The organism is Fulvivirga lutimaris (assembly GCF_009711525.1).
GTDB classification, from domain to species: domain Bacteria; phylum Bacteroidota; class Bacteroidia; order Cytophagales; family Cyclobacteriaceae; genus Fulvivirga; species Fulvivirga lutimaris.
This window is the reverse complement of record NZ_SMLV01000404.1, coordinates 1-24,245: the sequence shown is the minus strand read 5'-3', so window position 1 is coordinate 24,245 and position 24,245 is coordinate 1. Positions and strand designations below refer to the sequence as shown.

The following is a 24,245-nucleotide window of genomic DNA, read 5'->3' as shown; positions in this document are numbered from 1 at the left end:
TGCCTATAATGCCTGCAGATGTAGAGCCATTTTTAGATTGTGATGCTTTTATTTTCGTACCTATAACTGATCATGAAATAGCATTAGAGACGTTAAGCTACATAAAGAAAAATAGCAAAGGTCTGATAATTTTTGATGGGCATGGACCTACTCACACCATGACCATTAGTGGCCATCGTCATAAAAAGTTTTGGGTAGAAAGGGACCAATGGCTTCCATATATTGATGTTCTGAAAATGAACCTTGAAGAGTCCTGGTGTACTTGGTTTAGGCATGAGTATGAGGAACATGAGCTCACTGGAAATCTTGAAGAAATTGGTCAGGATCACTTAAAGCCCATGGCTGATTATATATTAGACAAGGGGCCAAGAGCTTTAATTATCACCACTGATGCTACTGGGTGTAAAGTTTATACCAAGAAAAACGGTAAGCTTAAGGAAGAATTCGTGCCTTCCATTTTCATGGAAAATGTGATCGATACAACTGGTTGTGGAGACTCATTCGCTGGAGGATTAGGGTATGGTTTAAAAGATGGAAAAGATAACTTTGCGGTTGCTGCCATGTACGCCAATGCCCTTGGTGCGCAGAGAACACAAGGCACCAATTTTGAAGTATTTAAAAACCTAAGCGAGACAGAAGCACTTATGCAGCTTCACTACCCAAATTTCAAATGAGTTTACCCAAAGCGTGTATTTTTGACCTGGATGGAGTTATTGTTGATACCGTACCAGCACATTATGTGGCATGGAAAGCCATGGCCGATGAGTTAAATATTCCATTTACCGAAGAAGAGAATGAGCATCTAAAAGGATTGAGTCGCACTGAATCTATGCTCAAGATTCTCGAGCTAGGCAATGTGACTAAATCGGAAGAAGAAATAACTGACTATACTACTAGAAAAAATAATATCTATGTAGAAATAATTTCAAAAATGACTCCTCAGGATATCTTGCCTGGAGTCCTTGATTTTATTCAGCTACTAAAAGAAAACGGCATTGCCACAGCCATTGGATCTTCCAGTAAAAACACACCAACAATATTGAAGGCAGTTGGGCTGGATACTACATTTGATGCTATTGTCGATGGAAATCAGGTAACACATTCTAAGCCAGACCCTGAAGTTTTTCTAATGGGGGCAGCAAAGCTGGGTGTAAAACCCGAAGAGTGCGTGGTGTTGGAAGATGCCATTTCAGGTGTTGAAGCTGCCAAAAGGGGAGGGATGAAATGTGTTGGAGTAGGTGATGCTACAGTATTGAATGCTGCCGATGTAATAGTGCCTGACCTTACAAAATTGAACTTAGAGATTTTAAGTAACTTATAAATGAAAAATTATATTAAGCATGACCCATGGTCAATAATTGAGGAAGGTTTTGACCCTAAACTCAATCAGATTTCAGAGAGTATTTTCAGTATAGGTAATGGGATGTTTGGGCAGCGAGCCAATTTCGAAGAGAAATATTCTGGTGAGACCCTTCAGGGAAATTATGTTGCAGGTGTTTATTACCCTGATAAGACTAGAGTAGGCTGGTGGAAAAACGGGTATCCTGAATACTTTGCCAAGGTGTTGAATGCAGCCAACTGGATTGGTATCAACATAGAGTTTGATGGAGAGTCTCTTGATCTGCATGACTGTAAAGTATCTGATTTTAGAAGAGAGCTTAATATGAAAGAAGGATGGCTTAAGCGTTCTTTCAAGGCAGCGCTGCCAAGCGGAAAATCTGTTGAAATTAGCTCTACCAGAATTTGCAGTATGGTGAGGACAAAAGTAGGAGCCATAGCCTATACTGTTACTCCGCTCAACTTCTCAGGAAAGGCAAAAGTGACCCCATATGTTGATTTTGATGTGATCAATGCTGATTCCAACTATGACGAAAAGTTTTGGGTAGAGCAGGAGAAAAAAGCTTCAGATTCATTTTCTTATGTGATGTCGAGCACCAAAAAAACTGATTTCTGGGTAGCTACAGGTATGCAGTTTAAGATCGATGGTGGATGGGCATCAGCAGGAAGAACAACAGCTGACCGTGAGAAATATGTTGAAGTTACTGAGGAGGGAAATGTTAAAGAAGGAGAATCTTTCACTATTTATAAATATGCTGCCAACATTTCTTCAATGTATCATGACAAAAAGGAGCTACCAAAGGTATGCGCAGAGGCAGTTACAGATGCTGCAAATGCAGGTTTTGATCAGTTGCTATCAGAGCATGTAGCTGCCTGGGCTAAGAAGTGGGAGAAGAGTGATATAATAATTGATGGGGATGTGTCGGCTCAGCAAGGCATCAGGTTTAATATTTTTCAAATGAACCAAACCTATACCGGAGCTGATGAAAGATTGAACATTGGGCCAAAAGGATTTACTGGAGAGAAATATGGAGGTAGTACATATTGGGATACAGAAGCATATTGCCTTGCTTTTTATCTTGCTACTTCTGATCAGAAAGTGGCCCGTAATCTGGTACTATACCGTTACAAGCATTTGCAAAAAGCAATTGAAAATGCTCAGAAGTTAGGATTCACGAATGGCGCAGCCTTGTACCCAATGGTGACCATGAATGGTGAGGAATGCCATAATGAGTGGGAAATTACTTTTGAGGAAATCCATAGGAACGGAGCAATTGCCTATGCCATATATGACTATATCAACTATCATGGAGATCATGACTACTTATTGGAGTATGGTTTAGAAGTGTTGATAGCAATTTCCAGATTCTGGGCTCAGCGTGTAAATTGGTCGGAAGACAAGCAGCAGTATGTAATGTTAGGAGTTACAGGTCCTAATGAATATGAAAACAACGTCAATAACAACTGGTATACCAGTAAAATGGCGGTATGGACATTGAAATACACGCTGGAAGGCCTTGAGAAATATAAAGGTGATTCCAAGCTAAATGCTTTACTTAAGAAGCTCAATTTTGAAGTCCATAAGGAAACCATAAAATGGCAACACATTATTGATGAAATGTATTTAGGCTTTGATGCAGAGAGAGGAATCTTCTTACAGCAAGATGGTTTCCTTGATAAGGAATTAATTCAAACTAAAGACTTGCCAGCTTCAGAAAGACCGATTAATCAAAAATGGTCGTGGGATAGAATTTTGAGAAGTTGTTTTATAAAGCAGGCAGATACGCTACAAGGTATTTATTTATTTGAGGATGAATTTGATCAGGATACCATAGAAAGAAACTTTGATTTCTATGAGCCTATGACAGTTCATGAATCATCATTGTCACCATGTGTGCATGCGATTCTGGCTTCAAAGTTGGGCAGGAAAGAAAAGGCCTATGAGATGTATATCCGTACCGCAAGACTCGATCTTGATGATTATAATAATGATACTGAGGATGGTTGTCATACTACCTCAATGGCTGGAACCTGGATGGCCTTTGCCAAGGGTTTTGCTGGAATGCGAGTAAGAGATGAGCGTTTGTACTTTAGCCCTTATCTTCCGGATCAGTGGGACGGCTATGCATTTTCTATCAAGTTCAGAGAACGTAACCTAACCATCAAGGCTACCAAGGAACATGTGATTATTACAAATGATTCTTCAGATTCACTGAATATTTTCATTTTCGATAAAGAACATACTTTACCCGGAAATGGTGAGGTGTTGGTCAATATTTAAACCATTGTGTTAAAGTGAGTGTTTCATTGACTAAATCATCTATTTGTTGAAAATTAAATTCAGTAAAACACTCACGCTCTGTTTCATAACATTGTTGCCATTTGTGGTTTCATGTTCTGAGGAAGAAGGCAAGCCTAACACTAGCTGTTTGTTGAGACGTATAGTCTATGATCAAACAGGAAGCTTATTGTTAGAGACTGTTTCTGGGGGTAAAATTTACCAGATAAAGGAACAGTTTAAGGAGGGAGGTAAATACAAAACTCTAGTAACCTATGGGTTTAAATATCCTTTAAATCAGGTGGCTATTGATGATTTATCTGACGATTCAACAGTCCCACTTATTTTGGTCTATTTAGATAACAACCGACCCGTTAAAGTTGAGAAGTACTTCTCTGATTCTGGGGTTACATTGACTCATGTTATTACCTATGAAGGAACGGTCATTAGAGATGAGCTAAACTGGGAAGCTAAAAGTGGAGAAAAGTTGAAATATGGGTATGCTGACTATTTGCTTGATGATAATGGCAATGTAGTGAACTACAAGCAATTTAATTATGGCATTGAAGACCAGTCAATAATAACACAGACCGAGGATATCCAATTTGAATATGATGAAAGTGAAAGTCCATGGGACGGGCTGTATTTTCCATTTTTCGCCAATATTGGAATGGTAGATATTAAATTCTTTTCAAAAAATAATATTGTCAATATCTACGATAAAATTGCTTCTCAGCGGTACGACTACCAGTATAATCAAAGCGGTCTTCCCACTTTACTTTCAGTAAGCGGCAGTAGCAATGAAGTAGAGTTTGAGTACATTAATTGTGGGGATTGAAACTTAGAGCTTCAATTTTGGTTTACATTTTCTGATTGATTTTATCCAAAATTAATTCTACTATTTCTTTGTCAAAACCATTTTTCCAGAAAAGATAATGAATATTGGCTCTTTCATTAATTAGTATTTCGTTTTCTAGAGCTATCAATGATATCCAAGTTGGCATATAATGCTTGGAAAGCTTTATGGACAGAAATTTATTTCTGTAGTCATTATCAACTTCTTTTACGTCTAACGATTTCATTACTAAAACGAGAAATTCAAAATTCTCTTGTTGGCTCAGTTCAGTTCTTAATGATTGAAACTTGTTAAGTTTTTTGAACCTTATAATGCTTCGAATAACCAAAGCTGTCATGCCAAGACCAACTAATAGCCCAAAAAAGGTTTCATTTGGCCACGAACCTTCGATCAAAAACCAAACACCTAAAAATGCAATAGGTATTGAAGCTAAAAGAGTGAAAAATAGAGCAAAATAATCTCCGCGATCATATTTAAAAGATCTGTCTTTTATGATTTGTGAAACCTCTTGATTCATTTGAATTTAACTCATGAAGGAGACTGAGGCGTTAAAAGCCTATGCTACCACCAAATCAGGCTTTCCTAGTTCCTTGAGCATTTTTGCATGTAGCCATAGTGCTTTTGCAAAAGTAGGTTGGGTGTGGTACGGTAAACCAAATTCTTGTGCTGTCTCTCTCACAATTTTTGAAAGCTTCTTATAATGTACATGACAAATGGTTGGAAATAGATGATGCTCTACTTGATAATTTAATCCACCTACATACCAATTCAAAAGGTAGTTGTTTGGACTAAAATTCGTGGTAGTAAATAACTGATGTATCGCCCAATCATTTTCTAAATTCCCATCTGAATCAGGAATAGGAAATTGAGTAGTTGGCATTACATGCGCTGGTTGGAAAACAATAGCAAGAATGAAACCGGCCACCATGTGCATAATAATAAAGAACAGAACTGTTTGCCACCAGGCTATTGGAAGAACTAGCAAAGGAATGACCAGGAAAATAGTATAATACACCACCTTACTCAAGGTTAATTTCACCAACTGCCATCCGAAGTTGATGTTTTGGGTTTTGGTCAAACCCATTTCTTTATATCTAAATAACTGTCTAAAATCTTTAGTTGTAATCCAAAGAAAGGTCATTAAGGTATATAGAAACCAACCATATATATGCTGTATTCTGTGCAATTTATAATGCTTGGCATGTGGAGAAAGACGCATCAATATTCCCGGATCGATATCCTCATCTACACCTTCAACATTAGTATAAGTATGATGAAGCACATTATGCTGAAGTTTCCAGTTCACGGAGCTCCCACCAACAAGATTGATGATATACCCCAGATATTTATTTACATTTTGATTTTTAGAATAGGCTCCATGATTAGCGTCATGCATAATAGAAAAGCCGATACCAGACATGGCTGCCCCCATAACCATCCAGCAGGCAAGCATTACCCATATGTTGGTAACAACACCAGCAAGCATAAGTCCATAAGGTAGGAAGTAAGCAGTAATCAAAATGATCGTCTTCCATACCATGTGTGCATTGCCGAATTTTGAAATGTTATTGGTTTCAAAATAATTACCAACGCGTTTCCTCAAAACTCCTATGAAGTTGTTCTGCGTGTCCCTGGAAAATTTAAGATTCTTGTAATTCATTGTGGTGGGCATTCTATTCTTTTAAGCCTGCAAAGATAACACTATCTATACATATTAGTTCGCTGTATTCGAATTAACAAAAAAATATCAATGCTGTCAATAGCATTTTGATAGAAGGTCTTTATCTATTTCTTCATCTTTCATTCCTAAACTTACAGCTGTTTTTAGGTCAGCACAGGCTTTCTTCTTTTTACGAAGCTGACGATAGACAAGTGCACGAAAGTAATAGCCGAGATAATATTTAGGCACTAGCGCCAAGCCGTCATCAATATCTTGAAGAGCCATTTTTGGTTTACCAATAAGGTAGTAGGAGTAGCCTCTATTTATTTGAGTGTAAGCCTGTTCGGGTTCTATTTTAAGTGCCTGACTAAAATCAATAATAGCGCTATCATAGGACTCTAGCTGGAAATTTGTAAGGCCTTTGTTTCTCCAGGCTTCAGAATTGCCGGGATTTATGGTTACTACTTTATTCCATTCTTTTAAGGCGGCCTTCCATTGTGCCAGTTCAATATGTTCAACCGCTTTGCGGTATAACACTTCTTCAGAAGCCGAATCTAACTTCAGATATGATTCAAAATTCTTAATAGCATCAGCATGCTTTTTCTGCTCTGCAAATATGTTTCCTAGATAATAATAAGGCCATTTGTTCTTCGGATTGTTCTCACGTACTATTTGATAATAAAAGATAGCAGAATCAACTTCTTTGAGCTGGTAATGCAAAGTGGCCAGTTGTGTTTTTGCTTTGGTACTTGTGCTGTCTAAAGTAATAGAATACTTTAATTCCTTTTTAGCATCATCAAACCTGCCTTGCAATGCCAATAGCTTGGCTAAATCGATATAAACCTGAGTAAAAGTACTATCCAGGTTAATTGATCTCCTAAATTCAAATTCAGCATCAAGATATCGTTCCTGCTCAATTCTTATCATACCCTTCAAATGGTGCATATATGCCTGATCCTGAAAAAATTTGATTTGCGCTTTAGCCTCTTCTGGCGCAAAGCCAAGTTTTGCCAATGAGCTTTCTTGCTCGGTGATAAAGTTGTCTGTAATGTCTAATGCGATGTTGCAATATTGTAGTGCAAGAAAGTAATCACGTTTTGAGAAGTTTATCTCGGATAAACGTAGAGCTGCAGAAAAGCTTTGAGGGTATACTCTTAAAGTTTCTTTGAAAGCATCCAGAGCTCTTGTAGTGTCTCCTTCAGCAAGTATTTTTTCACACCTGAATAGCAGATCAATTTGGCTCTGACTAAATGCTGTAGAGCTGTAAAGAATCGTAATAAGTAGGAGTAATTTTTTCAATCGAATAGGGAATAATTACCGAACTGGTCAGCAGGAGCAAAAGGTTTTATTAAATATTCATTATCTATGTCTTGCTCTATTTTTGGAGATACACTATACATGCTGGTAGCACTGGATGGATAGCCTTTAATAAGCTCCAACGCCTGTTCGGCAATCGTATTTTGATCTAGCCAGGTTTTTTCATCTCCTGCCGCAATTATCGCTGGCATTCTATGGTTCATAGGGGCTATCACCTCATTGGCAGCGGTGGTTATTATTTTGAAAGTATGCGCCATTTCTTCCTTGTCATCCTCAAACTCTTCCCATAACCCAGCAAAGCCAATGATGTCATTATTGCCAAAAACAAGTCTGTGGGCAACTCTACCTTTTTTGCTTATTTTCTTCCAATCGTAATAACCATCAGCAGGTATCAAACATCTCCTTGATTGAAGCGCTAATTTGGAAGAAGCTTTTTCTATTAAGGTTTCTTGCTCAGCAAAAATGAGCTTGCCGCTAATGGTTTTGTTTTTTGACCATCCCGGTATTTGTCCCCAGTGAAACATCGAAAGACCCTGGCTTCCTTGTGTAATTACCGGTAGCAGTTGCGTAGGCGCAGCATTATATCGTGGCTCATACCAATCACCAACCTCAACACCAAATCGTTTTTTTAGTGCTTCTATTGATGCCGTAATGGTATATCTATCTCCCATAATGCTAAATTAATAATTTTTGATGCTTAGGAATCGGTTTTAGTGATAAAGCCTAACGTTCTCTGCTCAGACCAAAACATTTTCTGTTTGTTGAAGGCTGTGAATCCAACATGGCCACCGTATGTCGGTGTTTCTAATGTAACATAATGATGTCCATAGAGCTTTTCTATAGGGTAGCAATCCGCTGCTAAAAATGGATCATTCAGCGCATTAATGATCAATGTAGGCGTTTGAATATCCTTCAGGAAATAGAGCGAGCTACACTTCTTGTAATAGTCAACTGCGTTTTTAAAACCATGAATAGGGGCTGTATAGGCGTCATCGAAGGCCATTAATGTTTTTATCTTATTGAGCCCCTTTGTATCAAGAAGGTCAGGCATGACCTTAGCCTTCAAGCTAACTTTTTGTTTTAGATTATTAAGAAACCTTTTAGAGTATATAATATTATCCGGCTCAGAGATTTTAATGCAGCTTGAGTGGAGATTTAGCGGGACAGAAATCGCCACTGCTTTTTGCATTTCTGGATAGACATCATTTTTATTTTCACCCAGAAACTTTAATGTAATATTTCCACCAAGGCTAAAGCCTACAAGATCAATGTGCTTATAACCTTTTTTAATAGCATGCTGAACTACAAGATCAAGATCATCTGTGGCCCCACTATGGTAGAAGCGGAGTTGCTTGTTGCTTTCACCACTGCACCCTCTGTAATTCCAGGCAAGTATGTCATAGTTGTTTTCATAGAAGGCCTTGCCCATACCGCGCACATAAGGTTTATGACTGTTGCCTTCTAAACCGTGCGAAATGATAACTAGTCTATCTCTGTTATTTACGACCCAATCCAGGTCTAAAAAATCGTCATCAGGAGTTGTTATTCTTTCTCTTTGATATGGTATGAACTTTACCCTTCGAAGCAATGCAGGTAGGATGGTTTCCATGTGCGGGCTAAAATATAGTTTCGGAGGCCTATAGTTCATATAGCAATATTGTCACTTCGTAAGATAAAATTACCATTCAATGTAATTTTAATGATTTGAGAAACCATTTCTATATTTTTTCGTGAAGTCTACATAGTTTTGCTTCAATCTTGAATTAAAGCCTATCAGAACTTAAAATAATTAAATTCTTAGCTCGTTCACATGACTTCAAATTAAAATTAATTGTAGACGCAGGCAGCCTTTTGAAATGTAAGTAAGTCTTAGGGTCATGTAAATGTAAAAACAACAAACCAACACTAATCTCATGAAACACACTTCTCTCGTAGCTTTTTTAGCTATGATTTTTTTTATCTCTCATCAATCCTCAGCTCAAGAACGCCATACGGTCAATGGTTATGTTAAAGACGCTGAAAATGGCGAAGAACTTATTGGAGCCACAGTATTAGTAAAGGAATTAGGAACAGGAACGGTTACCAATGTTTATGGCTTCTATGCTGTGAGTATTCCTCCAGGAACCTATACTTTTCAGTTTTCCTATATTGGTTATCAGACTATCGAGCAGACTTTTGATCTTAAAGAAAATGTCGAATTCAATATTGAACTTCCTGTTGAAGCTCAGCAAATGGATGAACTGATTATCACTGATGAAGCAATTGATGCCAATGTCAGCGATATCAAGATGAGTAAAAACGAATTGGACATCAAACAGGTGAAAAAGCTTCCTGCATTATTCGGGGAACCTGATATTATAAAGACGATACAATTGCTTCCAGGTGTAATTAGTGCAGGCGAGGGAACCTCAAGCTTTTTTGTGAGAGGAGGAAGCGCTGATCAAAATCTGATACTCATTGATGAAGCGCCCATCTATGACCCATCCCATTTGTTTGGGTTATTTTCAGTTTTTAATGCCGATGTTATTAAAGACTCAGAATTGTACCGTGGTGGAATACCTTCAAGGTATGGTGGACGATTGTCTTCTATACTAGAGGTAAGAACTAAAGATGGTAACAATAAAAGATTAGGAGGTTCTGCAGGCTTAGGGTTACTGGCCAGTAGATTTATGCTAGAGGGACCAATTAAAAAAGATAAAAGTTCTTTTATTGTTTCAGGAAGACGCTCTTATGTTGATGTTTTCTTGAAAGCTACAAATCAAGATAATCTGGTTCATTTCTACGATGTAAATGCTAAGGTCAATTGGAAGCACAACAATAATAATAGGTTTTTCCTTGCCCTTTATTTGGGTAGAGATGTCTTTAGTTTCGAAGATGTATTTGGGTTCGATTGGGGTAATACCACTGGCACATTCAGGTGGAACCACCTCTATAATGACAGGTTATTTTCAAATACATCTATCATAGCAAGTCACTTTGATTATAAGCTGGCTTTAGAAGATGATGCACAAGGTTTTGACTGGAAGTCTAATCTGCATGAGCTTACATTAAAGCAAGATTTTAATTATTTCTTAAATACCAGCAATGAGTTTGAGTTTGGTTACCATGTGACCTACAGACAATTTAGTCCTGGTAGAATTTCTCCAACTTCTGAAAGCTCATTATTTGCTGAGCGTGCAATTGATAAGATGTATGCCCTGGATCATGCCTTTTATGTTGGCAATCAACAAAAGGTATCTGATCGATTGACTTTTAGATATGGTTTGAGACTCTCTGTTTTTCAGAATATTGGTAAGCAAGATGTTTTCATATATGAGGATCCTAAAGACAATATTGATCCAACAAGAATAGATACAGTATCTTATGGAGCGTTTGAGAATATCAAAACCTATGTGAATCTGGAACCGAGATTTTCTGCAAGGTACCTGTTGAATGCTAATAGCTCAGTTAAATTATCGTACAACAGAATGGTTCAAAACACACATTTGATTTCTAGTGGTACCGTGCCAATACCATTTAACACATGGAGTCCTAGCAATCCTTATCTGGAACCTCAAATAGCTGATCAAGTAGCTGCTGGTTATTTTAGAAATATAAAAGATAATTCGATAGAGCTATCAGCCGAAGTGTATTATAAGGACATTCAAAATGTTACAGATTTTGCTGATAATGCTCAGCTGTTCTTTAATGAAGATTTAACCACAGAATACAGACAAGGAAATTCATGGTCTTATGGCCTTGAACTAATGGCCCAGAAGAAAGAGGGAAGATTTACAGGCTTTGTGAGCTACACACTATCTAAAACAGAAAGAGATGTGCCTGGAGTGAATAACGACAATCCTTTTTTAGCTAATTATGATAGAAGACATGCTCTTAACCTTGTTGGTACTTATGATCTAAGTGATCAGTGGCAATTTGGTGCTAACCTTAGCTATTCTTCAGGGCGGCCTATTACAGTGCCCGCAGGCAGATACCAATATGATAACTATCAGGTAGATTATATAACTGAGCGTAATGGCTATGCTCTTCCTGATTTCCATAAGTTGGATTTGTCGGCTACCTACATTCCTAAGAAAAATAAGGATAGAAAATGGCAAAGCAGTTGGGTGTTTTCTGTCTACAATATCTATAGCAGAAAGAATGCCTTTACTATCTATACAAGATTAAAAGAGTTAGATGATGATGTATATAGTGATGAGAAGGAAGCAGTTAAAATCTCACTATTTCCAATACTACCATCAGTTACTTATAATATAAAATTCTAAAATGAAAAGATATATCATAGCAATACTTGCAATGGCAGTTTTAGCGTCATGCGAAGAAACTGTTCAATTAGATTTGAAAGAAACTGAACCTGTTGTAATTATTGATGGACTGGTTTCCGATCAATTCAAAAACCAATATGTGAAAGTTTCAAGATCAGTTGATTTTTATGCTGAAGGTACATCCAAGGCTATCACCAATGCTACTGTTTCTGTAACAGATGGTACAACTACTTATAACTATATCCATAATCCTACACCTGACCCTGAGAATGATGGTCTTTACTTTTCAGAAGTTCGTTTCGCTGGTGAGGTTGGTAAAACTTATGAATTGACTGTTCAGGTTGATGGGGCCACTTATACAGCTGAAGATAGCCTGTATCCGGTAACGGCTATTGATTCATTAACATTTATAATAAATGATGATGAATTTGAAGAGCCTGAAAGGGAGGGCTACTATTATGAAATGTTGTTTTATGCTCATGAACCACAGGAAACGGAGGACTTTTATCTGTTTAAATTCTATCGTAATGACACCTTGGTCTTAGACAGTCCTACGGATATTTATTTTAGTAATGATGATCTTTTGGCTGAAGAGATCAATGGTATACCTACGGCATCTTTTTATAAAATGGGAGATACCGGCACAGTGGAAATGTACAGCATTTCAAATGCTGGATTTATTTACTATAATGACCTTATTAACTTGCTACAAAGTGATGGAGGGATGTTTGGCTCACCTCCTGTAAATCCTCGGACTAATGTAAAAGGAGGAGCTTTAGGATTCTTTCAGGCAAGTTCGGTAGTTTCAGAAACCATAAAGGTTGAAGAATAGCAAGTTAAAGATTGAACATTTTTAAAGGTTAGCTGTCATACCTAATGGTGACATCATAGATTTACGTCATGAATTCTGGCAGACAGCTAATTTTATTCTCTTTACTATCAATATTCAGCGTTACCATACTTTCTGCGCAGGAGAAAATCACACTAAGTGGCTACATCAAAAATGAGGCTGATGGTGAAGCAATGATCGGTGCGACTGTTTTTGTTGAAGAACTATCAACAGGCACTTCTGCTAATATTTATGGATTTTATTCAATTACATTGCCTCCGGGCACCTATACTATTCAATACAGATATGTTAGTTTTTCGACTCAGGTAAAGACTGTTGAACTAACAGAGGGGCAACGGCTCGATATTGAATTGGTTACTGAAAGCAAGCAGCTGGATGAAATAGTCGTGACTAGTGAGGCCTTGGATGCTAATGTTTCTGATGTTGAGATGAGCGTTGAGAAACTTGATATCAAGACCATAGAAAAAATACCTGCTTTTCTCGGAGAGGTTGATGTGCTAAAAAGTATTCAGCTCTTGCCAGGGGTGAGTTCTGTCGGTGAGGGGTCTTCAGGTTTTAATGTAAGAGGAGGAAGCGTTGGGCAGAATTTGGTGTTGTTGGATGATGCTCCAGTTTATAATTCATCGCACCTTTTTGGCTTCTTTTCAGTATTTAATCCAGATGCTGTAAAGGATATAAAATTGATCAAAGGTGGTATACCTGCCAATTATGGAGGCCGACTTTCGTCAATCCTAGATGTTAGGATGAAAGAAGGAAATTCTAAGGAAAGAAGTATATCCGGTGGCATTGGAACTGTGTTTAGCCGATTGGCTGTACAAGGCCCGTTGAAAAAGGATAAGTCATCATTTTTTGTAGCCGTAAGAAGGTCCTATATAGATATTCTAGCTAAGCCTTTTACCAACGATGCCACATTGTTTTTCTATGATTTAACTACCAAAGTCAATTATGATTTTAACGATAATAACAAGCTGTATTTATCAGGTTACTTCGGGCGAGATGTTTTTAGGTTTGATGAAAGGCAAGGATTTGATTGGGGAAATGTAACGGGTACGTTAAGATGGAATCACCTCTTTAACGATCGCTTGTTCTCAAACTTCGCATTTATAGTCAGCTCGTTTGATTATGGATTTAGTTTTGGTGAAAATGATTTGGATAAGTTTGACTGGAACTCAAGAATAGTAACCTACACTTTTAAACCTTACTTCAACTATTTTCTTAATACCAATAATGAACTGCTAATTGGCGGGGAAGCCACCTATTATAAGTTTAGACCAGCTGAGGCTGTAGGAGTTTCAGATGGTCAGGTTAGTGATATAAGCCTTGACAATAAGTTCGCACTAGAAAGTGCAGTTTATGTAGATAATACTCAGAAGTTAAGTGACAAGATTACACTACGCTATGGACTAAGGTTTTCAACATTTCAATATATGGGTCCCGGAAATGTTTATGAATTTCAACCTACATCACCAGGAGAAAGAAAAGAGTTGATTGCAGCAAATCAGGTGAATGGGCGCGAGTCCATTAAAACCTACTACAATTTGGAGCCGCGTGCTTCATTGAGGTATAAAATAGGCAATGGGTCTGTTAAGGCCAGCTATACAAGAACTGCTCAGTACATACACCTTGTGTCCAATACAGCTGCCCCAACACCCATTGACCTATGGACTCCAAGCACGAATAATGTTGAGCCTCAATTGGGTGATCAATACGCACTAGGCTATTTCAGAAACTTTGGAGGAGGTAATAGTTTTGAAACGAGTATTGAAGGCTATTATCGGGATAATAAAAAGCAAGTAGAGTATGTTCGTGGTGCTGATATATTCATTAACGAATACCTTGAAGGTGATTTGATTAATGGCGATGGACGTGCTTATGGTGTGGAATTTAGTATTAAGAAAAATGTTGGAAACCTTAATGGTTGGATCAGCTACACTTTAGGAAGGTCCGAATTAAAAACGGACGGTATTAACAATAATGAATGGTACCCGACAAGGTATGATCAAACTCATAATTTAAAACTGTTTGGAGAATATCAAATTACAAAAAGGACATCGCTTTCTGCTAATTTTACCTACATAACGGGTGCACCTATCACGGCACCTACCTCCAGGTTCACAATTCAAGGTGTCACCATTCCATATGACTATTTTAATCAGCGCAATAATTTGAGAATCCCTGCTACCCACAGGTTGGATATTGGCCTCAAATGGCTGCCTGGAAAACCAGGGAAAGAGCGTAGAGTGAATGACTACTTCGTTTTTTCAGTGTATAATATTTATGGGAATAAGAATCCATTTTCAATATTCTTCTCCCAGGATCAGGGCCGTGTGATTATGGGGGATCAAGTAAATACCCTAGCAAATCAATTCTCAATTATAGGTGCTCCGGTACCTGCTATCTCATACAATTTTGTCTTTTAAAAAATGAAAAGATTAATAATTATACTGATCGGATTTGTTTTTTATTCATGTGAGGATGAAGTGTCGATTGACCTTAAAGAAGCCCCATCGGCTTTGGTTGTTGATGCCTGGATTAATGATAAGGCTGAGCCTCAGGTAATAAGCCTTACTGCAACGCAGGGTTATTTTAACAGTGAAGAACCAAGAGGTATAGCCGGGGCTACTGTTGAGGTTACAGACTCTAAGGGCAACGTATTTGAATTTAGGGATAATTTAAACGGCAAATATACCTGGGATCCAACCAATGTAGCTGAGAAGATTGAGACTGTAGGAACGTCATATCAATTACGAATTGAGTTAAATGGTAAAGTTTACACTGCATCATCGACACTGCATCGAGTGCCAACTATTGATTCTTTGAAATTCACTTTTAAAGAAGAGCAGAACGTGTTTCAGCCAGAGGGGTATTATGGGGAATTTGTTGCCACTGATTTTAGAGGTCAGGGTGATACCTATTGGATAAAAGCATACAAGAATGGGATATTTCTAAACAACCCTTTTGATTTGAATATTGCCTATGATGCTGGCTTCAATGCTGGTGGTAATATTGATGGCTTTGTATTTATACAACCTATTCAAGATGCCGTTACACCACTAAATGATGACTTGGATGCTATAGAGCCCTATATAATTGGAGATTCGTTATATGTTGAAATCCATTCTATAACTAATGAAGCATTCTATTTCCTGCAAGAAGTTCAAATCCAGACCCAAAGAGATGGTGGTTTTGATGAAATATTTGCAGAACCTTTAGAAAATGTAAGTACTAATATAGTTGACCAAACACCAGATCTAAACAATAAGGTGATTGGCTTTTTCAATGTTTCTTCCGTTTCAGGGAGGGGTAGAAAGTTATTGGAGTAAGTAAATCTTAGTAATCATAAAAACTCTTACTACAAAATTTAGTAGTTAAATAACAGAATCTTACTGTTCATCCCAAAATCTTATAACTATAACTTATTAATATTTTAATTGGTGCTAAACAAACCTCTTAAATATTATGAAAAACTTAATTTCAAAAATTTCAGCTTACGCCCTATATATAGCTGTTATTTTAACTGTCACTCAAGCTTGCTCGTCAGAAGAAGATTCTGAACCGGTGCCAGCGCCTTCTGCATCATTTACTTCAAGTACAACGTCAATTAAAGAAGGAGAACAAGTAACCTTTACTAATACTTCTAAAGATGAAGAAACTATACTGTGGTCATTCCCAGGTGGTTCGCCTTCAACTTCAACGAGTGAATCACCAACAGTAACCTATTCTACAGCGGGCAGATTCGATGTTGTACTTACAGTAGTCAATTCAAGTGGTTCTGATACAGAAACAAAAACAGAATTAATAAAGGTAGAGGCACTAGACACTGAAGGACCTTCAGTTACTAACATAAGTCCATCATCTAATGCCTCAGGTATAGCCTTAAATACTAATATTGTAGTAACTTTTTCAGAAGCCGTTGATGTAAATTCAGTTAACAATACTTCAGTAATTTTATCAGGAGGAGCATCCAACTCCATAGCAGCTAATGTTAGCATATCAGGAACTACAATGACAATTGACCCAAATAATGATTTGGATTATAATACTGAATATTCACTTATCTTATCTCAATTAAAGGACTTAATTGGTAATCCAATGTCGAGTACTTTTAGTTCAAAATTCACCACGGAGCAAGCGCCTCCAGAAGCGAATTTTAGTTTTTCAGTAAATGGATTTCAGGTCACATTTACCAATACATCTTCGAATGGAAATTCTTATAGCTGGGATTTTGGTGATGGTACGACTTCAGCTGAAGAAAATCCAACAAAAACATACTCTGTAAATGGTACTTATACAGTGACTTTGACAGCAAATGGAAATGGTAGTGACCAAATGTCTAAGGATGTAGAAATTGCAGTAGCACTTAATTTGCCAGATTTTTTTACCAATAAATGGTATAATGTAGCAGGTACCTGGATTTACGGAATTGACTCAGACACGCAAGGTAAATATGTAAGAACAGGCAATAAATTTTATTACTATGACCCATTCAAGGACGTTTCAAAGCAGGTAATTAGCGGTAAAGATGTATATGAAGTAGTTGGAACATCTTCTGAATCAACTAAAACATTTTGGATAAAAGCTAGGGGTAGTGCAGGTAATAACATTCTGGATATTTCTCAAACTTCCGCCACTTCAGGGTTTACAGAATACGGCAGTGTAGTTGGAAGAAATGTTAAATACGCAAAATTTGATAATGGAAATTATGTTGAATATGTAGGTTCTAGCACTTGGGAAGAACGCCAACCAAATGGAACTCTTGTAGCGTCATTTACTGAAAATCTACGAGATGATTGGAGTACCTATTTAACTAAAAATGGAACAGGTGAAAGTTTTAGCATCGATGTATTTAAGTATAAGTTCAAAATAAATGGTAATGACTTATACACCATTGTTGAGGCTACTCCTTAACAACTTGAAAAACTAGTAATTATAAAAAACACCCTTGATATATTTTATCATGGGTGTTTTTATGTTAGGACTATCAAATAAACTAAGAAGAGTAATAACGAATTATAGGGAGTAAGTTGATATAATTATTTTAGAAACATTATTATTTAATCATTGTAAATCACATTACACAATTAATAGGTCTAAAAATTAACTTGAATGATGCTCCAGGTCTGTTTTCAATATCTAAGGAGGCATCAATTTGTTTAGAAAGAGTATTAATTAGACGCATTCCCATTGTTTTCGCTTCTTTAAAGTTCAAGGGTAAACCAATACCCGAGTCTTCAACACTTAGTATACATTGCTCATCCTGTCTTTCAAAACCTATGGAAAGGGTACCTTCAGCTTCTTCAATAAAGGCATATTTAAAAGCATTAGTTATTAATTCATTTAATATCAGGCCAATTGGAATGGCAGAGTCTAAATCTAATTTGATTGGATCAAGTTTTAAATCAAGGTGAATAAGGTTAGATGGTTTATATGTTTTAAAAAGATAGGAGGCAAGGTCACTTATATATGACTCCATGTCAATAAAAGCTAAGTCTTCACCTTTGTACAACTTCTGATGAATAAATGACATTGCCTTAATCCTGCTTTGGCCTTCCATTACAGCTGCTTTAGCTTTTTGATCAACAAGACTTCTTGATTGAATATTTAATATGCTTGAAATAACCTGAAGGTTATTCTTGACTCTATGATGCACCTCCTTGATTAAAATATCTTTTTCCTGTAAGGCCATATTCAAGGCCAATGTGCGTTCAGAAACAAGTTCTTCGAGTTCATTATTGAGTTGAAGTTGAAGGTTTTCCTTTTCAATTTTTATTGTATTATACTTGTTGCCAAGAGCTAATGACAGTAATAACACCTCGCAAAATTTTCCTATATGAGCGAAATTGCTAGTAAAAAAATTGTGGTCTAATATCCCTTCTGTTCTAAGGCTGTAAACTAATATTCCCACTAGATAAATTACCCAAGCCAGTGTAAAGAATTTAGCAGCGACAACCTTCTTTACCCATAGTACTCCACCAAATAACAGCAATGAAATTGAGCCAAGGATCGTACTTAAAACAACTAGTACCTTAGCCAGATGATGAAGCGAAATTACTTCAGATAAGATAATTGCAGCTCCCATTGCCATTAATCCATAGCAACATGCAAGCATCCATTTTTTGAAATTTCTGATTTCTAGTAGTCGAATACAAAACCAAACAGATAGTATCACATTGGCGGCAATACCGACACTTACAAAATAATAAGATGGAGCGAAGGCTGCAGGAAGTAATAAAAATGAATAGCCCTGAATTGTAGTCTGTATGATGATGGTAAATAAAATTCCTAAACAATAAATTAAATAAGTATTATCTCTAACTGATGTCCATAAAAAGAAATTATATAACATCATTACAAAGAGGGCGCCTAGAAGAATCGCAGCAAAAAAATCATAAAGCTGACTCTCTGTGTAAAAGTCTTTTGGGTAATGCAAGGCTACGGGTAGTAGTAAAGAATAAGTGCTGTTCGCCTTGATGTAAATATTTCTGGACGCCAGTTTGTTGGGGTCTATTAATACTGATGGCATGGGGTTAAACAGTGCTTCTTCAGGTCTGTCTGCTCTTATTCCAAATCTGTAAATTTTGTAAGAATTTACTTCTGGAGCAATGATTTGAAGCGTATCAATAAGCGCCCGGTCTATAGTAAGTACAAAAGGCGTTTTTATGGTTGAGTCAATTTTGACTTTTACCCAGATTGTATTTTTTGTAACGCCAAAAATTAATTGAGAGGGGTCTGTTTTAACAAAAGACACTTGCTCAATGCTTTCAACAGTATGTAAACCATCTGTATCTTCAAAATAGTATGTTTTATAAGGTAGCTCTTGGGCCTCAACATCTTTCGCTTCAATAGTAATTACTATTAAAAGTAGGAATGGAATAATTTTCATTTTACCAGTCAATAGGGTTTAATTTATACTGGTTTTAGTTGGTGATTCAAGGTAATAAAATATTAGCCTTAAACTATCAATTGTGGCTGTATTTAGTTTTTCTAATGCTTGATCAATAACAGTTTGGCCATATTCATTATTTGACTTAATTCATTTTTGGTTAATTTCCCATCCTAAACCAAAATCAATTGACATGTTATCAAAATCAATAAAACTTGCTGCGATCAGTGGGTTGATCATTTTTTCGGCTTGTGAAAACAAACAAGTTAAAGAAGAAGAAAAACCAGAGGTTGCAGAAAAGAGCAAATACGAAATACTTAATGAAAAGTATACTACAGTAAAGCTCACAACTGACCTTTCTAAGCTTTCAGAAAATCAAAAGCAGATGATACCTAAGCTTATAGAAATCGCTAAAATAATGGATGGACTATTTTGGGAGGAAGCCTTTGGAGATAAAAATGCATTGCTTGATACCATTAGTGATCCCCTTGCTAAAAGGTTTGCAGAGATTAATTACGGACCCTGGGATCGACTTGATGGCAACAAGCCTTTCATTAATGGGTTCGGAGAAAAACCTGCAGGAGCTACTTATTACCCTCAGGATATGACCAAGGAAGAGTTTGAGGCTGCTGACCTTGAAGGGAAGACATCTCTTTATACTATGATAGAAAGAGATGAAGAGGGTAAGTTGATTACAGTACCTTATCATGAATATTTTGGTGAAGAAGTTAAAAAGGCCAGTGATTTGATGAAGGAGGCCGCTGAATTAGCTGACAATGAAGAGCTAAAAAACTACCTGAATCTAAGGGCTGAGGCGTTACTCACTGATGATTATTATGCCAGTGACATTGCCTGGATGGATATGAAGACCAATCAGATAGACCTTATTGCGGGACCGATAGAAAATTATGAAGATCAGCTTTTTGCTTACAAGGCTGCGCATGAGGCTTATGTGCTCATTAAAGACATGGAATGGAGTGAACGTTTATCAAAATATGCAGAGCTACTACCAGAGCTTCAGAAGGGCCTTCCTGTAGCAGAAGAATACAAGGCTGAAACTCCTGGAACGGATTCTCAGCTGGCCGCTTTTGATGTGGTGTATTATGCCGGTGACTGTAACGCAGGCAGTAAGACCATTGCTGTAAACCTCCCCAATGATGAGAAAGTACAACTTGAGAAAGGAACCAGAAGATCTCAGCTTAAAAATGCGATGCGTGCAAAATTTGATAAGATTTTAGTGCCAATTGCTGATTTATTGATAGAAGAATCACAAAGAGGATATATCACATTCGATGCATTTTTTGCCAACACTATGTTTCACGAAGTGGCTCATGGGTTGGGTATCAAAAACACAATTAATGATAAAGGAACTGTAAGAGAAGCACTTAAAGAATTTTCTTCTGCACTTGAGGAAGGAAAGGCTGATGTACTTGGTCTCTATATGATAACCAAGCTCCATGAGCAGGGCGAGGTTGAGGGCGACTTGAAGGAGTATTATACTACTTTTATGGCTAGCATATTCCGCTCAGTAAGGTTTGGAGCAAGCAGTGCCCACGGTAAGGCCAATATGATCAGGTTTAACTTCTTTAAAGAAATGGGTGCATTTTCTAAAAATGCAGAAACTGGTTTATACAGTATAGACTTTGAGAAAATGAATGATGCCATGAATGCACTTTCTGAAAAGATTTTGAACCTTCAGGGTGATGGTGATTATGAAGGTGTAAAAGCTCTGGTTGATGAAAAAGCCAAAATAGGTGAGGAGCTTAAAAAGGATCTTTATAAACTTTCTCAAGCAGGAATTCCTGTGGATGTGGTATTTGAACAAGGTGTTGAAGTACTAGGTCTGTAAGAGCTAACCTAATTATAATAATAAAGGCCATCCACTATCAAGTGGATGGCCTTTATGTTTTGGTAGATTGAGCTATTAGTTAGCTTCTATCTTTTTATCAATCTCATTTCCGTTCTCATCAACTTTGATAACCGGAGCAATATTCAATGCTTCAACACCTTCTAATTGTGTTTTTGCATCTCCAATAATGATATAAGACATTTTATCAACTTGTAGATATTTATCCATTATCGACTTCATATCTTCAACAGTGTACTTCTTAAGCTCTTCCTGATTTTGTCTGATATAGTCTTTTGGTAAATCATAAGACGATATATTTTGAAGAATACTTAGCTTCTGGCCTAATGTCTCGTAAGCACGTGCTTCCTGTCTAATTAACGAAGTTCTGGCTTTCTCAAGCTGTGCTGAATCGTAATTAGCTTTATAACCTTCCATCACATCTTTAAATGCTTGTACAGACTCGGGTGTCACATTAGATTTAACACTTGAATAAGCAGTGAAAGGAGCGGCAACTGAACTTGATTCTACATAAGAATAAGCTCCATAAGTATACCCTTTTTCTTCTCTTAGTACCTGGAAAAGCTCTCCCCCAGAGTTACCGCCAAGTCCATAGTTAGCTACAGTTAATGGGAAATAATCAGGGTCATTTCTAGGCACAGTTAATCTTTGTACTCTGATTGCTGACTGCTTTGCGTTATTGAAATTAGCAAAGTAGATATTATCTTCTGAGCTAGGTTCTTTAATCGGGTAAACAGGGAAGTTAACTTCTTTTGCTGCCCATTTTGTTTCAATATTTTTTAAAGCATCCATAACTGCTCCTTCACTAACATTACCAGCGATGTGGAAAGCGGCTATGCTAGGAGAGTAGTTTGTTTGATAGAATTTTTTTAAATCCTCTATAGTTATTTGCTCAACGGACTCCAATGTTCCACTGATCGGTTTTGAAAGGATATGATCATCTCCATACATCATTTTATCAGAAACCTGAGAAGCTATTATGTTAGGGTTAGCTGATCTCTGCTTGATGCTATTGATTTGGTTTTTCTTGATTCTGTCAAACTCTTCTTCATCCCATCTTGGCTCAAGTAGCATTTCTTCAACTAAAGCAACAGTCTCATCAAAGTATCTGGCAAGGCAATTGGCTGAAATAGTAATACTTTCGCTAGATGTGTACATTGAAATGTTTGCACCTATTTGTCCGATGGCATCTTCAAGTTCTTCAGGTGTTTTGTTTGCTGTGCCTTCCTGCATAATATCAGTCATAAGGTTAGCTACTCCAGGCAACTCAGGGTTGTCAAGCAACTGACCACCTTTAATTCTTAAACTGAAATTAATAAGCGGCAACTCGTCAGACTGGATACCATAAACTTTTAAACCGTTGCTTAGGCTTGCCTCGTAAATGACCGGAGGAGTTATTAAAGGTGCTTCTCCCAAAGCTGGTTCTGTTGATCTGTCAATAACACTTTCTGTTTTCTGAATTTCAGTAGTAGCCTCAGCAATTTCTTTAGGCTCTTCGTTTGGAACAACCTCTTCAATTTTAACAGTTGCTTTCTCAGAACCATCTACAGCAAGCTCTAGCTGCTCTTTAGGTACAAAGCTTGTCATTACGAAAGGCTTTCCTTTGATATATTTCTGATATACAGCCATAACATCCTCTTTGGTAACAGCAAGAATCTTATCGATATCAGTGGTTATATAATCAGGAGAACCAGCAAACTCATTATAATTACTTAATTGGAATGCCTTCCCAAGTAAACTAGAGATTCCATTGTAAAAGTTAGTTTCTTGACGGGCTTTTATTCTTTGTAGGTCTTTATCCGAGAATCCATTTTGTTCAAATGAGTCTAAAGCTCTTTGAATGGCAACATATACAGAGTCCAAATCAACACCGTCTTTAGCTCTAACCCCAATATTAAATTCACCAGCAAGTTCGCTATCACCATTATAGGCAAATACGCTTTGAGCATATTCAGTTTCCTCAACCAACTCTTTATAAAGAGGGGCGCGCTTACCTTCTGTTAAGATTTCACCCAATGCGGCTAGGGCATAAGCGTCATCATTAAACTGTTCTACTGAAGGAAATACCATTCTTAAGTCAGGAACTTTGGCGAAATCATCTTCATGATAAAACATTTTTGATGCCTCCAATGTAACAGGCTGAGGATTCATAGGAGTGTCATCTCCTCTTGAAGGAATTTCTCCGAAATATTTTTCTATCCACGCTTTTAAGGCTTCTTTATCAAAGTCACCAGCAACAACTAAGGTTGCGTTATTTGGACCATACCATTTGTTATAAAAGTCCTTAACATCACCTAAAGTAGCTGCTTGTAAATCATCCAGCTCACCAATTACTTCCCAGTTGTATGGATGTCCTTCAGGATACAACGCTTTTTTGATTACATAATTTCTGTGTCCATAAGGCACATTATCAACACGCTGTCTCTTTTCGTTTTGTACAACGGGTTTTTCACCTTCAAGGTCTTTTTCAGTAACGGCATTGATAAAATATCCCATTCTATCAGATTCCATCCAAAGTATTCTTTCCAGTGCATCTTTAGGAACAACTTCATAATAAACAGTTCCATCTGTCCATGTACCGCCATTAAATTGACCACCTAAGTCATTGATGTTTTTAAAGAAGGCGCCTTCAGCTACGTTTTCAGACTTTTGAAATAGCATATGCTCAAAAAAGTGCGCAAATCCTGTTCTTCCGGGTAGTTCTCTGTTAGAGCCAACATGCATCTGAATGGCAACTGCAACAATAGGGTCAGATTTATCTTCATGAAGAATTACATCCAGACCATTAGGTAGTGTATATTTTTCATACTCTACCGACAATTTTGCCTTAGATTCATCTTCCTTGGCTGTTGGTTGGCAGGCCTGAAAGACCAAAGCTGCTACCAATGCAAGACTTAAAATTGATTTACCGAGTTTCATAAATATTTATTT

The 24,245-nt window shown here is 37.2% G+C and carries 17 protein-coding genes; 10 read left to right on the top strand and 7 right to left on the bottom strand.

Translation table 11 applies throughout. The features are described 5' to 3' along the window. The 4 genes from E1140_RS14250 to E1140_RS14235 all read left to right on the top strand — a co-directional run. On the top strand, positions 1-674 hold a 674-nt coding region (locus tag E1140_RS14250; RefSeq protein WP_185153598.1), incomplete at its 5' end, for a carbohydrate kinase family protein. After that, positions 671-1,321 (top strand): beta-phosphoglucomutase, encoded by a 651-nt coding sequence (gene pgmB / locus E1140_RS14245; protein ID WP_155185112.1) that lies wholly within the window; start codon positions 671-673, stop codon positions 1,319-1,321. The genes E1140_RS14250 and pgmB, both read left to right, overlap by 4 nt. Next, a complete protein-coding gene (locus tag E1140_RS14240; RefSeq protein ID WP_155185109.1) occupies positions 1,322-3,619 on the top strand; it encodes a glycoside hydrolase family 65 protein in 2,298 nt (765 codons plus the stop codon). It abuts the gene before it with no gap. A 46-nt stretch (positions 3,620-3,665) separates the two neighbouring features. Further along, positions 3,666-4,454 carry a hypothetical protein gene (locus tag E1140_RS14235; protein ID WP_155185106.1) on the top strand — a complete coding sequence of 263 codons (789 nt, stop codon included), beginning with the start codon at positions 3,666-3,668 and terminating at the stop codon, positions 4,452-4,454. A gap of 22 nt (positions 4,455-4,476) precedes the next feature. Here the strand turns inward: E1140_RS14235 and E1140_RS14230 are convergent, their stop codons facing one another. From E1140_RS14230 to E1140_RS14210, 5 genes are all read right to left on the bottom strand, one after another. After that, the gene (locus E1140_RS14230) at positions 4,477-4,989 is read right to left on the bottom strand and encodes a hypothetical protein (RefSeq protein WP_155185103.1); all 513 of its coding nucleotides are present in this window, start codon (positions 4,987-4,989) and stop codon (positions 4,477-4,479) included. A 39-nt stretch (positions 4,990-5,028) separates the two neighbouring features. Then, positions 5,029-6,132: a fatty acid desaturase family protein gene (locus tag E1140_RS14225; protein WP_155185100.1), complete on the bottom strand. Its 1,104-nt coding sequence runs from the start codon at positions 6,130-6,132 to the stop codon at positions 5,029-5,031. 96 nt (positions 6,133-6,228) lie between these two features. Continuing rightward, a complete protein-coding gene (locus tag E1140_RS14220) occupies positions 6,229-7,431 on the bottom strand; it encodes a tetratricopeptide repeat protein (RefSeq protein ID WP_155185097.1) in 1,203 nt (400 codons plus the stop codon). Continuing rightward, positions 7,428-8,120 (bottom strand): SOS response-associated peptidase, encoded by a 693-nt coding sequence (locus E1140_RS14215; RefSeq protein ID WP_155185094.1) that lies wholly within the window; start codon positions 8,118-8,120, stop codon positions 7,428-7,430. The genes E1140_RS14220 and E1140_RS14215 overlap by 4 nt, the downstream gene beginning before the upstream one ends. Positions 8,121-8,146: 26 nt before the next feature. Continuing rightward, on the bottom strand, positions 8,147-9,058 hold the full coding sequence (locus E1140_RS14210) for a YheT family hydrolase (protein WP_246202946.1): 912 nt from the start codon (positions 9,056-9,058) through the stop codon (positions 8,147-8,149). 304 nt (positions 9,059-9,362) lie between these two features. Between E1140_RS14210 and E1140_RS14205 the strand changes: the two genes are divergently transcribed. The 5 genes from E1140_RS14205 to E1140_RS21955 all read left to right on the top strand — a co-directional run bounded on the left by E1140_RS14205 (position 9,363) and on the right by E1140_RS21955 (position 17,472). Then, complete coding sequence (locus E1140_RS14205; RefSeq protein WP_155185088.1) at positions 9,363-11,714, top strand: TonB-dependent receptor; 2,352 nt, start codon at positions 9,363-9,365, stop codon at positions 11,712-11,714. Between the two features lies 1 nt (position 11,715). After that, positions 11,716-12,546: a DUF4249 family protein gene (locus tag E1140_RS14200; protein WP_155185084.1), complete on the top strand. Its 831-nt coding sequence runs from the start codon at positions 11,716-11,718 to the stop codon at positions 12,544-12,546. Between the two features lie 68 nt (positions 12,547-12,614). After that, positions 12,615-14,984 (top strand): TonB-dependent receptor, encoded by a 2,370-nt coding sequence (locus E1140_RS14195; RefSeq protein ID WP_155185081.1) that lies wholly within the window; start codon positions 12,615-12,617, stop codon positions 14,982-14,984. A 3-nt stretch (positions 14,985-14,987) separates the two neighbouring features. Then, on the top strand, positions 14,988-15,887 hold the full coding sequence (locus tag E1140_RS14190; protein ID WP_155185078.1) for a DUF4249 domain-containing protein: 900 nt from the start codon (positions 14,988-14,990) through the stop codon (positions 15,885-15,887). Positions 15,888-16,023: 136 nt separating this feature from the next. Then, positions 16,024-17,472, top strand: coding sequence for a PKD domain-containing protein (locus E1140_RS21955; protein ID WP_155185075.1), 1,449 nt, complete (start codon positions 16,024-16,026; stop codon positions 17,470-17,472). 160 nt (positions 17,473-17,632) lie between these two features. On the opposite strand, the gene E1140_RS14180 is transcribed toward E1140_RS21955, so the two are convergent. Then, entirely contained in the window at positions 17,633-19,447 is a 1,815-nt protein-coding gene (locus tag E1140_RS14180; RefSeq protein WP_155185070.1) for a 7TM diverse intracellular signaling domain-containing protein, read from the bottom strand. 193 nt (positions 19,448-19,640) lie between these two features. On the opposite strand from E1140_RS14180, the gene E1140_RS14175 reads away from it, so the two are divergent. Continuing rightward, a complete protein-coding gene (locus tag E1140_RS14175) occupies positions 19,641-21,296 on the top strand; it encodes a dipeptidyl-peptidase 3 family protein (RefSeq protein ID WP_155185067.1) in 1,656 nt (551 codons plus the stop codon). Positions 21,297-21,371: 75 nt separating this feature from the next. Here the strand turns inward: E1140_RS14175 and E1140_RS14170 are convergent, their stop codons facing one another. Beyond that, positions 21,372-24,233 carry a M16 family metallopeptidase gene (locus E1140_RS14170; protein ID WP_155185064.1) on the bottom strand — a complete coding sequence of 954 codons (2,862 nt, stop codon included), beginning with the start codon at positions 24,231-24,233 and terminating at the stop codon, positions 21,372-21,374. Between the last annotated feature and the right edge of the window lie 12 nt (positions 24,234-24,245).

What these genes read in the sequence shown, in the direction of transcription:
- pgmB (WP_155185112.1), top strand. Translation starts at nt 671, where the DNA reads ATGAGTTTACCCAAAGCGTGTATTTTTGACCTGGATGGAGTTATTGTT.
- E1140_RS14240 (WP_155185109.1), top strand. Translation starts at nt 1,322, where the DNA reads ATGAAAAATTATATTAAGCATGACCCATGGTCAATAATTGAGGAAGGT.
- E1140_RS14230 (WP_155185103.1), bottom strand. Translation starts at nt 4,989, where the DNA reads ATGAATCAAGAGGTTTCACAAATCATAAAAGACAGATCTTTTAAATAT.
- E1140_RS14225 (WP_155185100.1), bottom strand. Translation starts at nt 6,132, where the DNA reads ATGAATTACAAGAATCTTAAATTTTCCAGGGACACGCAGAACAACTTC.
- E1140_RS14215 (WP_155185094.1), bottom strand. Translation starts at nt 8,120, where the DNA reads ATGGGAGATAGATATACCATTACGGCATCAATAGAAGCACTAAAAAAA.
- E1140_RS14210 (WP_246202946.1), bottom strand. Translation starts at nt 9,058, where the DNA reads ATGGAAACCATCCTACCTGCATTGCTTCGAAGGGTAAAGTTCATACCA.
- E1140_RS14205 (WP_155185088.1), top strand. Translation starts at nt 9,363, where the DNA reads ATGAAACACACTTCTCTCGTAGCTTTTTTAGCTATGATTTTTTTTATC.
- E1140_RS14200 (WP_155185084.1), top strand. Translation starts at nt 11,716, where the DNA reads ATGAAAAGATATATCATAGCAATACTTGCAATGGCAGTTTTAGCGTCA.
- E1140_RS14195 (WP_155185081.1), top strand. Translation starts at nt 12,615, where the DNA reads ATGAATTCTGGCAGACAGCTAATTTTATTCTCTTTACTATCAATATTC.
- E1140_RS14190 (WP_155185078.1), top strand. Translation starts at nt 14,988, where the DNA reads ATGAAAAGATTAATAATTATACTGATCGGATTTGTTTTTTATTCATGT.
- E1140_RS21955 (WP_155185075.1), top strand. Translation starts at nt 16,024, where the DNA reads ATGAAAAACTTAATTTCAAAAATTTCAGCTTACGCCCTATATATAGCT.
- E1140_RS14180 (WP_155185070.1), bottom strand. Translation starts at nt 19,447, where the DNA reads ATGAAAATTATTCCATTCCTACTTTTAATAGTAATTACTATTGAAGCG.
- E1140_RS14175 (WP_155185067.1), top strand. Translation starts at nt 19,641, where the DNA reads ATGTTATCAAAATCAATAAAACTTGCTGCGATCAGTGGGTTGATCATT.
- E1140_RS14170 (WP_155185064.1), bottom strand. Translation starts at nt 24,233, where the DNA reads ATGAAACTCGGTAAATCAATTTTAAGTCTTGCATTGGTAGCAGCTTTG.